This is a genomic window from Curtobacterium sp. MCSS17_011, from assembly GCF_003224275.1.
Taxonomy (GTDB): Bacteria; Actinomycetota; Actinomycetes; order Actinomycetales; family Microbacteriaceae; genus Curtobacterium.
This window is the reverse complement of sequence record NZ_QKLE01000012.1, coordinates 53,403-66,373: the sequence shown is the minus strand read 5'-3', so window position 1 is coordinate 66,373 and position 12,971 is coordinate 53,403. Positions and strand designations below refer to the sequence as shown.

General features: G+C 69.9%; 13 protein-coding genes. 9 read left to right on the top strand and 4 right to left on the bottom strand.

Features of this window, described 5'->3' with window-relative positions:
- Positions 1-12: 12 nt before the first annotated feature.
- Together DEJ17_RS10205 and DEJ17_RS10200 are read right to left on the bottom strand one after the other, a co-directional pair.
- Positions 13-402, bottom strand: a complete 390-nt coding sequence (locus tag DEJ17_RS10205) for a hypothetical protein (RefSeq protein WP_110893574.1) — start codon at positions 400-402, stop codon at positions 13-15.
- Positions 403-473: 71 nt separating this feature from the next.
- On the bottom strand, positions 474-1,424 hold the full coding sequence (locus DEJ17_RS10200; protein WP_110893572.1) for a phosphotransferase family protein: 951 nt from the start codon (positions 1,422-1,424) through the stop codon (positions 474-476).
- Positions 1,425-1,593: 169 nt separating this feature from the next.
- On the opposite strand from DEJ17_RS10200, the gene DEJ17_RS10195 reads away from it, so the two are divergent.
- The 9 genes from DEJ17_RS10195 (at position 1,594) to DEJ17_RS10155 (ending at position 11,851) form a co-directional block, all read left to right on the top strand.
- On the top strand, positions 1,594-3,654 hold the full coding sequence (locus DEJ17_RS10195; protein WP_110893571.1) for an MDR family MFS transporter: 2,061 nt from the start codon (positions 1,594-1,596) through the stop codon (positions 3,652-3,654).
- A gap of 64 nt (positions 3,655-3,718) precedes the next feature.
- Positions 3,719-4,312, top strand: coding sequence for a TetR/AcrR family transcriptional regulator (locus DEJ17_RS10190; RefSeq protein ID WP_110893620.1), 594 nt, complete (start codon positions 3,719-3,721; stop codon positions 4,310-4,312).
- A gap of 240 nt (positions 4,313-4,552) precedes the next feature.
- Entirely contained in the window at positions 4,553-5,890 is a 1,338-nt protein-coding gene (locus tag DEJ17_RS10185) for an enolase C-terminal domain-like protein (RefSeq protein WP_110893569.1), read from the top strand.
- Positions 5,891-5,936: 46 nt separating this feature from the next.
- Positions 5,937-7,172: a sugar ABC transporter substrate-binding protein gene (locus tag DEJ17_RS10180; protein WP_258366752.1), complete on the top strand. Its 1,236-nt coding sequence runs from the start codon at positions 5,937-5,939 to the stop codon at positions 7,170-7,172.
- Positions 7,173-7,338: 166 nt separating this feature from the next.
- The gene (locus tag DEJ17_RS10175; protein WP_110893565.1) at positions 7,339-8,313 is read left to right on the top strand and encodes a carbohydrate ABC transporter permease; all 975 of its coding nucleotides are present in this window, start codon (positions 7,339-7,341) and stop codon (positions 8,311-8,313) included.
- On the top strand, positions 8,306-9,196 hold the full coding sequence (locus DEJ17_RS10170) for a carbohydrate ABC transporter permease (protein ID WP_110893564.1): 891 nt from the start codon (positions 8,306-8,308) through the stop codon (positions 9,194-9,196). The genes DEJ17_RS10175 and DEJ17_RS10170 overlap by 8 nt, the downstream gene beginning before the upstream one ends.
- 50 nt (positions 9,197-9,246) lie before the next feature.
- Positions 9,247-10,572 carry an alpha-L-fucosidase gene (locus tag DEJ17_RS10165; RefSeq protein ID WP_110893562.1) on the top strand — a complete coding sequence of 442 codons (1,326 nt, stop codon included), beginning with the start codon at positions 9,247-9,249 and terminating at the stop codon, positions 10,570-10,572.
- Entirely contained in the window at positions 10,572-10,892 is a 321-nt protein-coding gene (locus DEJ17_RS10160) for an L-rhamnose mutarotase (RefSeq protein ID WP_110893560.1), read from the top strand. Before DEJ17_RS10165 ends, DEJ17_RS10160 begins: the two co-directional genes overlap by 1 nt.
- Positions 10,889-11,851 carry an aldo/keto reductase gene (locus tag DEJ17_RS10155; RefSeq protein ID WP_110893558.1) on the top strand — a complete coding sequence of 321 codons (963 nt, stop codon included), beginning with the start codon at positions 10,889-10,891 and terminating at the stop codon, positions 11,849-11,851. Before DEJ17_RS10160 ends, DEJ17_RS10155 begins: the two co-directional genes overlap by 4 nt.
- Positions 11,852-11,941: 90 nt before the next feature.
- Here DEJ17_RS10155 and DEJ17_RS10150 read toward each other — a convergent pair whose 3' ends face one another.
- Together DEJ17_RS10150 and DEJ17_RS10145 are read right to left on the bottom strand one after the other, a co-directional pair.
- Entirely contained in the window at positions 11,942-12,217 is a 276-nt protein-coding gene (locus DEJ17_RS10150) for a GlsB/YeaQ/YmgE family stress response membrane protein (RefSeq protein ID WP_027466577.1), read from the bottom strand.
- Between the two features lie 96 nt (positions 12,218-12,313).
- A complete protein-coding gene (locus DEJ17_RS10145; RefSeq protein WP_375342568.1) occupies positions 12,314-12,949 on the bottom strand; it encodes a FadR/GntR family transcriptional regulator in 636 nt (211 codons plus the stop codon).
- Between the last annotated feature and the right edge of the window lie 22 nt (positions 12,950-12,971).

The following is a 12,971-nucleotide window of genomic DNA, read 5'->3' as shown; positions in this document are numbered from 1 at the left end:
CGTGACGGGGGATCAGCCCTCGTCGCGCCCGTTCTCGTTCTGCGGGTCGCGCTGCTGCGCACCGGCGTCCTCACGCTCGTCAGCCAGTCGCTGCTGCCAGACGACGCTGCGGGCCGCGCCTTCGAGCACGTCGTCGACGCTGCGCCCGCTCTGGGCGGCGAGGGCACCGCTGAGCCCGGCGGTCAGCGTGCCACCGGCCGACGCGAGTCGCTCGACGACCTCCTCCTGCCGCGGGGTCAGTGGTTCGTCGACCAGTTCGTCGATCGTGTCGCGGATGTTCTGCTCGCTCGCGTCCAGTGCCGCCTCGTCGCCGGACTGCAGGGCTGCTGCCTCTCCGACGACGACGAGACCGAGGCGCGCGGCGTCGTCTTCGGGACGCGGGGTGCGGTGCTCATCAGTCATGCGGTGGACCGTACGCTCCGGTGCGCTGCGCTCCCTGGACAGATGCGTCCCCCGGGCGCGCGGGCGGGCCGTCAGGCGGCCCAGCGTCGGAGCAGCCACTCGGCGGCAGCAAGTCCCTCGCGCCGCTGGAAGTCGCGGATCGTCGGCATGTTCGGCGGTGCCGGGGGCAGGGCGTGCTCGAAGAACAGCCCGGCGAGCCCGGCCAGCACAGCGTCGATCGTCGCGGCGGGCACCCCGGCGAAGACGGGGTGCGTGGCGAGATGGTGTTCGACGTCGTCGTCCTCACCGCGGACGAGCGTGTCGAGCAGATAGGTCAGCGGGTCGAGCCAGTGCGCGCCCACGCTCGCCCAGGGCCAGTCCACCACCCAGACGAGCCCGGCGTCGTCGACGAGCAGGTTGTCTGCTCGGCAGTCGGCGTGCACGAGGTGTTCGCCGTTGACGAGGGCAGCTGCCCCCGATGCCGTGCGGGCGATCGTGGGGCCGGCGTCGAGGACGTGCGGCGGGACGACCTCGGCGACGCGGGCGGCGTTCGAGTCGTCCGCCAGCATCCGGTCCCAGGCACCGAACTCACCGCGCAGGTCCTCGGCGATGCGGGGGAGCGTCGCCAGCCCATCGGTCGCGAGCGGCAGTGTGTGGAGTGCGTCGAGCACGGCCGTCGTGTCCGAGCCGTCGAGGTGCCTGCCGGGGTGCTGCCCCGCGACGTCGTCGAGCACGAGCGCGACCCAGTCGTCGCCGTCGACCGTGGCGTGCAGCGCGTCGAGCAGCCGTGGCGCCTGCACGGTGGTTGGCAGCTGGGCCATCACCGCGGTCTCGCGGCGGTGCAACTCGAGGGCGTCCTCGTTGCGCGAGCGCGACACCGTCTTCACGAAGGCTCGTCGCCCCGCCGCGGTCGTCACCCGGTCGGCGCTGCCGGGAGACCACCCGCTCGCCTGGGACTCGGCGGTCACGACCGGACCGCCCAGGACCCCCTCCACCTGCCGCCGCAGCGTCGTTGGTACATCGGTCCAGGTGGTTCGCCCCATGGGCCGACGCTACCTGAGAACCCGTACACGAACGTGCACGCTCGGCAACTTTGCGTTCGCAGCAAAGGTGCTGCCGGTGTAAAGTTGCAGAGCCTGCAAGGTCGACCCTCGTTCGGGGTCCCGCCCAGGCCGACGACCACCACGCCACATCCCCTGTGAGGAACCCCGCATGTCCACTGCCACCGCACCCGTCGAGGTGTCGCGCGGACGACAGGACTCCCCGGCGAGCACGCCGGGCAAGCCGATCATGTCGCACCGCCAGATCCTGCTCGTCATCTACGGCCTGATGGCGGGCATGTTCCTGTCGTCGCTCGACCAGACCATCGTCGGCACGGCGATCCGCACGATCGGTGACGACCTGCACGGCCTCGACCAGCAGGCCTGGGTCACGACTGCCTACCTGATCGCGTCGACCATCACGACCCCGATCTACGGCAAGCTCTCCGACGTCTTCGGCCGTCGCCCGCTCTACATCTTCGGCATCGCGGTCTTCATCCTCGGGTCGCTGCTCTCGACCCTGTCGACGTCGATGACCATGCTCGCCGCCTTCCGCGCGTTCCAGGGCATCGGTGCCGGTGCGCTGATGTCGCTGCCGCTCGCGATCATGGGCGACATCCTCGCGCCCCGTGAGCGCGCGAAGTACCAGGGCTACTTCCTGGCGGTCTTCGGCATCTCGTCCGTGATCGGCCCGCTGATCGGTGGCCTGTTCGCCGGCGCCAGCTCGATCGTCGGCATCACCGGCTGGCGCTGGGTGTTCCTGATCAACGTGCCGATCGGCGTCGCCGCGCTCCTCATGGTGATCGCGTTCCTGCACCTGCCGAAGTTCGGCGAGGCCAAGGCCAAGCCGCGCATCGACTGGTGGGGCGCGACCTCGGTCATCGTCACGCTCGCGCCGCTGCTCCTCGTCGCGGAGCAGGGCCGCACGTGGGGCTGGGGTTCGGCCAGCGCGATCGCCTGCTACGTCATCGGCGCGCTCGGCCTCGTCGCCTTCCTGGTGATCGAGACCCGCATGCAGGACGACGCGATCATCCCGCTCAAGCTCTTCCGCTCGAGCACGTTCTCGATGGCGACCATCCTGGGCTTCCTGGTCGGCTTCGCGATGTTCGGTGCGATGCTCACCATCCCGCTCTACCTGCAGATCGTCACCGGTCTGACGCCGACCGAGTCCGGGTTCGCGACGCTGCCGATGATCGGTGGCCTGATGATCGCGTCGATCGCTTCGGGGCAGATCGTGGCCCGCACCGGCCGCTACCGGATCTTCCCGGTCATCGGCACGGCCCTGGTGTCGCTCGGCTACGTCGTCCTGACGTTCATGACCATCGACAAGCCGCTGTGGTTCCTGATGATCGGCATGTTCCTCATCGGCCTCGGGCTCGGCCAGCTCATGCAGAGCATCACCCTGGCCTCCCAGAACTCGGTGCAGCCGCGTGACATGGGTGTGGCGACGTCGTCCGCCACGTTCTTCCGCCAGATCGGTGGCACGCTCGGCACCGCCGTCCTGCTGTCCGTCCTGTTCTCGCTCATGCCGGCGAACATCCTGCACGCCACGGCGGACGAGTCGAACCTGAAGCCCGCCCTCAGTGCGGCGCTCGACCCGGAGGTCGCCGGCGCGAAGGCGAACCAGGGCGTCATGGACCAGATCTGGGAGCCGATCGTCACCCCGCTCCAGCAGCAGGTGCAGTCCGGCCTCGACACCGCCACCGACCAGGTGACCCAGGCCACCGTCGGGGTTCCCGACGCCGTGCAGCAGCAGGCGCTCACCACCGCCGCCGACAAGGCGCACGCCAGCGTGCAGGACGGCCGGCTCGTCGTCGACTGGTCGGACTCGGTGCAGCGCACCTACTGGGTGGACCAGCTCGCACCGGAACTGTCGAAGCAGATCGACGAGGGCGCGAACGACTCGAGCGACTCGAACGCCGAGACGAGCGACACGTCGTACCTCAACGGTGCGGACGCTGCCCTGACCCGGCCGTTCATGTCCGGGTTCAACGCCTCGGCCGTGACCGTCTACTGGGTTGGCTTCGCGGTGATCCTGCTCGCGTTCGTCCTGAGCTTCTTCTTCAAGGCGCCGCCGCTCCGCAAGAGCTCGGCCCTGCAGGAGCAGGCGGACGACGCCGGCACCGCTGACGACCTCGAGGCGCAGGCCGTGCGGGCTGCGGACACGATGGGCTCGCCCACCGCCCCGGTCACCGGTTCGATCCCCGTCCAGGGTGGTCGGGCGCAGGTCTGAGTCACGCCGGGCCTCCTCGTCGCAGGACGCGGAGGCCCGGCACCGCGCGAACCAGGAGCCGCACGTGCACCAGCCGACCACCACCGAGGCCACCGCCCCGACCGACTGCGGCCTGCGGGAGCGCAAGAAGCAGCAGACCCGGTCCGCCCTCCACCGGTCGGCGCTCGCCCTCGTCACCGACCACGGGCTCGCCGGGGTGACCGTCGAGCAGATCTGCGCGGACGCCGGGGTCTCCCCGCGGACGTTCTTCAACTACTTCCCGTCGAAGGCCGACGCCGCCCTGGGGCTGCCGGTGACGACGGTGCCGGACGCGGCGCGCGCAGCGTTCCTCGGTTCCACGGGTTCGCTCGTGTCGGACCTCTGCGACCTCGTCGCGCACACGGTCACCCTGCCGCAGGACCGTCGGCGCATGAAGGAGCTGGTCCGAGCCCGCCCCGAGATGGTCCCGGCGATGCTGCAGTGGATGGCGCACGCGCGGCGGACCGTGCTGGCGGTCGCCGCCGAGCGCGTCGACGAGGACACCGCGCGGACCGCGACCACCCTCGTGATGGCCGCCGTGATCGAGTCCGTCCACCGATCGGCGGACGGCTCCCGCGACGAGCTCGCTGCGCGGCTGCGCGCGGTCGTCGCCGAGATGGGGCGGCTCGCCACCGCCTGACCAGCGTGACCATCGCGTCGCCCCCGGCGCGGGGCGGCCACGGCCTGGAGGCGCGGTGCGGGTCCGACCCGCACCGCGCCTCCAGGCCGTTGTCGTGTCCACACCGTCGGTCCCGCAGTCATCGGACGGTTGGGCGACCACTTTCGCCATAACGGCAAGAACAAGGCTCTTGACGCACAAGACATCGGATGTTTTGATTGCACCGTTCGGTCGACGGAGACCGGACGGCAGGAGACACAGATGAGCCGCATCACCGGTCTGCACGTGCACGACATCAGGTTCCCGACCTCGCGAGAGCACGACGGGTCCGACGCCATGAACCCCGCGCCCGACTACTCCGCCGCCTACGTCGAGATCGCCACCGACGCGCTCGACGGCCTGGTCGGCACCGGCTTCGTCTTCACCATCGGCCGCGGCAACGAGGTGCAGGAATCCGCGATCGCCGCCCTCCGTGGGCACGTCGTCGGCGCCGATGCCGAGGCTGTCCTGGCCGACATGGGCGGCACCTGGCGCGCGATGGTGCACGACTCGCAGCTGCGGTGGCTCGGCCCGGAGAAGGGCGTCATGCACATGGCGATCGGCGCCGTCGTCAACGCTCTGTGGGACCTCCGGGCGAAGCGCGCGGGGCAGCCGCTCTGGGCCCTGCTCGCCGAACTGCGCCCCGAGGAGCTCGTCGACCTGGTGGACTTCCGGTACCTGACCGACGCGATCACCCCGGCCGAGGCGCTCGCACTGTTCCGCGCCGCCGAGCCGCTGCGTGCCGAACGCCGGGCCCGCCTGGAGCGCGAGGGCTACCGCGCCTACACGACGACACCGGGCTGGCTCGGCTACGACGACGAGAAGCTCGCGCGGCTGTGCCGGGAAGCGGTGGACGACGGGTTCACCCAGATCAAGCTCAAGGTCGGCGGCGACGTGGACGAGGACGTCCGACGTCTGGGCATCGCCCGCGCCACCGTCGGCCCGGACATCCGGATCGCGATCGACGCGAACCAGCGCTGGGACGTCGACGAGGCCGTGGCGTGGATCGACCGGCTCCGCCCCTTCGACGTCGCGTGGGTCGAGGAACCGACCAGCCCGGACGACATCCTCGCCCACGCCGAGATCGCCCGACGCATCGCCCCGATCCCGGTCGCGACGGGGGAGCACATGGCGAACCGGGTGATCGCGAAGCAGCTGATCCAGGCCGGGTCGATGTCGGTGCTGCAGATCGACGCCACGCGGGTCGCCGGGGTGAACGAGAACCTGGCGATCCTGCTCCTCGCCGCCAAGCACGGCGTCCGTGTCTGCCCGCACGCCGGCGGTGTCGGCCTGTGCGAGGCGGTGCAGCACCTGTCGATGTTCGACGCGGTCGCCCTGACCGGCGACCTCGACACCCGGTGCATCGAGTTCGTCGACCACCTGCACGAGCACTTCGTGACCCCGGTCGACGTCCACGACGGCCGCTACTGGCCGCCGACCGCGCCCGGCGCAGGCACCGAGATGCTCGCCGACACCCTGACCAGCCACGCGTTCCCGGACGGCCCGGTCTGGGCCGAGTCCGATCCCGATCGGGTCCCGGACGCCGTCCGGGTCGCCTGAACACCCCACCGCACACCCCAATCACCACGACGAAGTGGAGACACCGATGCAACGACGACGCACCGCCGGGCTGGCGGCAGCAGCAGCTGCCGCGCTCGTGCTCACCGGCTGTTCCGCTGGCAGCAACGCCAGCGACGGCCAGTCCGAGGACTCCCTCACCTGGGCCATGTGGATCGCCGGGAAGGAGGACAAGGCCGCGTGGCAGAAGGTCGCGGACACGGTCAAGACCGACGACGACGTGGACGTCTCGATCCAGGGCTCACCCTTCAACGACTACTGGACCAAGCTCCGCACCCAGCTGTCCACCGGAACCGCACCCTGCATCGTGAGCATCCAGTCGCTCCGCGCCGCGAACTACACGGACGTGCTCGTGCCGATCGACGACATGGCGAAGCAGGCCGACCTCGACCTGAGCGAGTACGACCAGACCGGGCTCGACGGCATGAAGGTCGACGGCAAGCTCTACGGACTGCCGTACGACACCGGCCCCATGGTCATGTTCTACAACAAGGACATCTTCGAGAAGGCGGGCGTCGACGAGCCGGAGCCGGGCTGGACGGTCGACGAGTTCGAGGACGCCGCGAAGCAGCTCAAGGCCGCGGGCACGCCGATCTGGGGCACGAGCGTCGAGGACATCCCCCTCGAGTCGATGATCCTCGGCTACAACGGCGGTCGGGTCATCGAGGACGACGGCACGCTCGACGCCTCGAACGCGGAGTTCGCCGAGGGGCTCGACTGGATCGGGGGTCTGGTCGAGGACGGCTACGCCACACAGGCGAGCACCGACGGCTCCACCGACGACAACGCGTTCGTGTCCGGTGACGTGGCGATGTACAGCGACGGCCCCTGGTCGATCATCAGCCAGAAGGCCAAGGTCAAGTTCGACCTCGGCATCACGACCATCCCCTCGGGTACGGACGGACCCAGCTCCTTCGCCGCGGGGTCGGGCTTCGGCATCTCGAAGCAGTGCAAGTACCCCGAGCAGGCGTTCAAGGCCATCACCACGATGACGAACGAAGCCACGCTCACCTCGCTCGCCGAGCAGGGGCGCGCCTTCCCGGCACGCACCGCGGCGCAGCAGGCCTGGTACGACAACGCCGGCATCGACGGGGTCGAGGACGCCCTGAAGACCGGGCTCGAGAACGCCACCCCGTTGCCCGGCAACAAGCAGAGCGACCAGCTCAACCAGCTCTTCGCGCAGTACGCCCTGCAGGCGGTGAACGGACAGACCTCCGGCAAGGAGACGATGTCGTCCATCGCGAGCCAGCTCGGCTCGCAGTGACGGGTGTCACCCCCTGACGGACGGGCGCGGCCCGCTTCGAGCGACGCGAAGCGTTGCGCGGGCCGCGCCGACGGAGCCTGCGGAGTCGGAGGGCGACCCCGCCCCGAGCCTCCCGGTCCGTCCCATCCCCTGACCAGGACCGCGCGAACGACGAGGAGGTCGTCGCATGACCACCATCCAGGACCCACCCGCCGAGGCGGCGCTGCCCGCCCCCGCGGTCGCGGTCGCGACCCGCGCGGCCCCGCGCCGGAAGGACAGCGGCGCCGACGCCGAGCTCGGCCGCCGCTCCTGGTGGGGCGCCGCCTTCGCCGCTCCGCACTCGATCGGCCTCGTCGTGTTCACGGCGTTCCCGATCCTCGCGTCGCTCGTCGTGAGCTTCATGAACTGGCCGATGCTCGGCGAACGCTCGTGGGCCGGCCTGTCGAACTACGCGCAGCTGTTCTCCGACCCGATCTTCCGCACGGTGACGCTGAACACGGTGCTGTTCGTCGTGCTCTACGTGCCGCTCAACCTGGTCGTGTCCCTGGGGCTCGCGGCGTGGCTCACGCCGAAGATCCGCCACCGGCACGTCTTCCGCGTGCTGTTCTTCATCCCGACCATCACGCCGATCGTCGCGAACGTCGTCGTCTGGCGGATGCTGTACCAGCCGGGCGGTGCCATCGACGCGACGCTGCAGTCGACCGTCGGCGTGAACGCGCCGAACTTCCTGGCCGACGACGACTGGGCGATGCTCGCCGTCGTCGCGATGAGCGTCTGGCAGGGGTTCGGCTACAACATGCTGATCTTCTCGGCAGCGCTCGACTCGGTGCCGGAGAACCAGATCGAGGCCGCAGCGCTCGACGGTGCGAACGCGTGGCAGATGTTCTGGCGGATCAAGTTCCCGCTCATCTCGCCGTCGATCTTCTTCGCCACGATGATGACCCTGATCACCTCGTTCCAGGTGTTCGTCCAGCCGTTCGTCCTGACGAAGGGCGGCCCGGGCACCGCCACCGAGACCCTGGTGCAGTACATCTACAACACCGGGTTCCAGACCCAGCAGCTCGGCCTCGCGTCGGCCGGGGCATGGGTGCTGTTCGTCATCATCCTCGGCATCACGGCCATCCAGTTCCTCGGACAGAAGCGGTGGGTGCACTATGACTGAGCTGACCTCGTCCAACCGGACGATCAACCCGCGGGCGCTGCCCCGCACGCACCGGCAGACCGGCCGGGTGCGCCACGCGGTGGGCTACGTGCTGCTGTGCCTGGTGGCCCTGCTGTTCGTCTCGCCGCTCATCTACATGGTGGCGACGAGCCTGAAGCCGTCGGCCGACGTGTTCACGACACCGCCGACGCTGTGGGGCTCGTCCATCGAGTGGGGCAACTACGCGCAGGCGTTCACGTACCTGCCGTTCGCCCGGTTCATCCTGAACGGCGTCTTCGTCGCCGCGGCCGGCACGGCGATCAACGTCGCCGTCGCGGTGCTGTCCGGCTACGCGTTCTCGCGACTGCGGTGGCGCGGCCGGAACACGGTGTTCATCCTGTTCCTCGCGACGCTGATGATCCCGCAGGACGTGCTCGTGATCCCGATGTACGTGATGATGCAGGGCTTCGGGTGGGTCGACACGTTCCAGGCGCTCATCATCCCGTGGGCGTTCACGGCCCTCGGCGCGTTCCTGGTGCGGCAGTTCTTCCTCACCGTGCCGCAGGAGCTCGACGACGCCGCACGGGTGGACGGTGCCGGAGCGATCCGGACGTTCTTCTCGGTGATGCTCCCGCTCGCCCGTCCCACGATGGCGGTCCTCGCCGTGTTCTCGTTCATCGCGTACTGGAACTCGTTCCTCTGGCCGCTCGTCATCGTCAACGACGTCGAGGCCCGCGGCACCATCCCGCTCGGCCTGCAGCAGTTCTTCGGGCAGCAGGGCTCCGAGTGGAACCTCGTGATGGCGGCGTCGGTGATCTCGATGCTGCCCACCGTGATCCTGCTGATCCTGCTCCAGAAGCACCTCGTCAAGGGCATCGTCACCAGCGGCCTCGGCGGCCGGTAGCGCTGCCGTGGCGTCTTCCCTCGTCCTCCCCTGAAAGGAACACTGGCAACATGACCATCACCGCACCTGCAGAGCCGCAGACCGCGACCGACGCCGCGGGGTTCCCCGCGTGGTTCTCCCACGACCGGTTCGGCATGTTCATCCACTGGGGGCTGTACGCCCTGTCGGCGCGGCACGAGTGGGTGAAGAACCGCGAACGGATCACGGACGAGGACTACCAGAAGTACTTCGACCACTTCGACCCGGACCTGTTCGACGCCGCGGACTGGGCGCGTCGGGCACGTCAGGCGGGGATGAAGTACGTCGTCCTCACCACGAAGCACCACGAGGGCTTCTGCCTGTGGGACACCGCGCTCACCGACTACAAGTCCACGAACACCCCCTTCGGCCGCGACATCGTGCGGGAGTTCGTCGACGCCGTCCGTGCCGAGGGGCTGCGCGTCGGTTTCTACCACTCGCTGATCGACTGGCACCACCCGGACTTCACCGTCGACGGCGTGCACCCGCGGCGGGACGACGGGGAGCAGACGATCGCCGCGCTGAACGAGGGGCGCGACATGACCCGGTACCGGGAGTACCTGCACGGGCAGGTCGAGGAACTCCTGACGGACTACGGGCAGATCGACTACCTGTTCTACGACTTCTCGTACCGGGACAACGACCACGAGGACATCTGGGGCGGCAAGGGCCGGGACGAGTGGGGCTCCGAGGAGCTCATGGCGCTGACGAAACGCCTGCAGCCCGGCATCATCGTGAACGACCGGCTCGACATCCCCGGCGACCTGGTCACCCCGGAGCAGTACCAGCCCGACAAGCCGATGGAGGTCGACGGCGTCCCGGTGCCGTGGGAAGCCTGCCAGACGCTGAACGGGTCGTGGGGCTACGACCGCGACAACACGAACCTGAAGCCGGTCGACCTGCTCGTCCGCATGCTCGTCGACGGCGTCTCGAACAACGGGAACATGCTGCTCAACATCGGCCCGACCGGTCGTGGCGAGTTCGACGGGGTCTCGCGGCAGACACTCGACGGCATCGGGACGTGGATGCACCAGCACGCCCGCTCGGTGTACGGGGCGGGGCCGTCGCGGTTCGTCGCCCCGCGGAACACCGTCTACACGCAGAACGGCAACCGCCTGTACCTGCACCTGTTCGCGTGGCCGTTCGAGCACGTGCACCTGCCGGACCTCGCCGGCCGGGTGGCGTACGCGCAGCTGCTCAACGACGCGTCGGAGATCCACTTCCGCGAGATCCCGCCGAGCACCCGGGCGCAGAACACCGGTCTCGGCGGCCAGCCCGCCGGCACGCTCACCCTGACGCTGCCGATCGTGCGGCCCGACGTCGCCGTGCCCGTCGTCGAGCTGTTCCTGCGCGACTGATGCAGCGGATCCTCTCGCGCACCCGGCTGCGGCCCGGACGGGAGTCCGACTACGAGCAGGCGCACGCGGCGATCCCGCCCGCACTGGCCGACCGGCTGCGCTCCGCCGGGGTGTCGAACTGGAGCATCTGGCGGGACGGACCGGACCTGGTGCACCTGATCGAGGTCGAGGACTACCGTGCGATGCGTCGCGCACTGGCGGACGACCCGGTGAACGAGGCCTGGCAGGCGGTGATCAACCCCCTGCTCGAGGCGGACGACGACTACTCGGGCGACGACGACGGGATCCCGCTCGTCTGGACCCTGGAAGGACAGGTATGACGCACCTCGCCCAGGAGCTCGACCGTGGACCGTTCTGGCTGGGCGGCGCCGGGATCGGCAACCTGCTCCGGCCGGTGTCCGATGACGACGCCCGCGCTACGGTCGACGCCGCCTGGGACGCCGGCGTGCGCGGGTTCGACACCGCGCCGCACTACGGCCTCGGCCTGTCCGAACGACGACTCGGGGTGGCGCTCGCCGGACGCCCCCGGCAGGACTTCCTCGTGTCGACCAAGGTCGGACGGCTGCTCGTGCCGGGCCGTGGCGACGGCGACGACCTGGCCTCCGGCGGCTTCGCGGTGCCGGACGACACCGTGCGGCAGTGGGATCCGTCGCCGTCGGGCGTGCGGCGGTCGCTCGACGAGTCGCTCGGACGGCTCGGGCTCGACCACGTCGACGTCGCCTACCTGCACGACCCGGACGTCTACTCGCTCACCGACGGCCTGACCCAGGCGCTCCCGACGCTCGCCGAGCTGCGTGACGAGGGCGTGGTGCGGGCGGTCGGGGTCGGGTCGAACTCGGTCGAGGCGCTGTCGGCGGCCGTCGACACCGGGCTCTGCGACGTCGTCATGCTCGCTGGTCGGTACACCCTGCTCGAGCAGCCCGGGGCGGCGTTGGTGGCGCGGTGCGCTGAGCTCGGCGTCGCCGTGGTGGCGGTCGGTGTCTACAACTCGGGGTTGCTCGGGCAGGAGCGACCCGCGGTGGGGTCGACCTACGACTACGCCGAGGCCCCGGCGGCGCTCATCGACCGGGCGAACGCCATCGCCGACGTGTGTGAACGCCACGGAGTCACGTTGCCCGAGGCTGCGCTGGCGTTCCCGCGCCGTGCCCCGGCGGTCGCGGCGATCGCCCTCGGCGCGCAGTCCGCCGACCAGGTGCGCTCGAACGTCGCACGAGCCGCCGTCGACGTGCCGGAGGCGCTGTGGGACGACCTGCGCGCGGCCGGGCTGCTCGACGCCTGACCTGCGCACGACGAAATTCACCCCGAACCACGCGGTTGCGCGGTTCGGGGTGAATTCGGTGGTGCGCCGGTCGGACCGGCTGCGTTCTGCCTAGCGACGCGAACCGCGGCCGGCGACGCGCGTGTAGATGAACAGCACGATGATTGCGCCGATGATCGAGCCGATGATGCCGGCCGGCTGGAAGAAGCCGTCCATCGGGTCGTGCTGGAAGATCAGGAACCCGAGGAACCCGCCGACGAACGAACCGACGATGCCCAGGACGATCGTCATGAGGATGCCGATGTTCTGCTTGCCGGGGATGATGAGCCGGGCGAGAGCGCCGGCGATGAGTCCGATGATGATCAAGCTGATGATGAGACCGAGCACGGTTTCCTCCTCGTGGGTGCGGTTGCCGCGGCATGGTTGCCGGAGTCAGGGCCGAGGACCGACACAACTCCTGCCTTCCTGGGAGGACTGCCGGGTTCAGTCGAGTGAGCGCCGCAACCAGCGCTCGACACCTTCGACGTGCGACACGACGAGGGCCTGCACGAGCTGCGGGTCCCGGCGTCGGATCGCGTCGACGATGGCCGCGTGCTCGTCGAGGGTCCGCTGCACCGACCCGTTCTGCGTCAGGCCGCGCCACACCCGCACCCGCACCGTCTTGCTCGACAGCGCGTCGAGCAGCCCGGACAGGTACTGGTTGCCGCCGATGCCCGCGATGGTCGAGTGGAAGAGCAGGTCGTGGGCGACGAGGTCCTCGACGCCGGTGTCCTCGGCGACGGACTGCATCAGGGTCGCGAGCTCGTCGATCTGCTGCTCCGTGGCGCGGGCCGTCGCCAGGACGGCGGACGCCGGTTCCAGGATGCGGCGCACCTCGAGCAGGTCGACGAGCGACCGGTCGTGGTGCATGTCGACGACGAACGACACCGCCTCGAGCAGGACGCCCGGTTCGAGCGACGTCACGTACGTGCCGTCGCCGCGCCGGACGTCGAGCACGCGGATGAGCTCGAGCGCCTTCACCGCTTCGCGCAGGCTGTTCCGCGACAGCCCGAGCGACTCGCTCAGTTCCTTCTCGGGCGGGAGGCGCTGGCCGGGTTGGAGCTCGCCGCTCACGATCATCTGCTGGATGCGTGCGATCGCA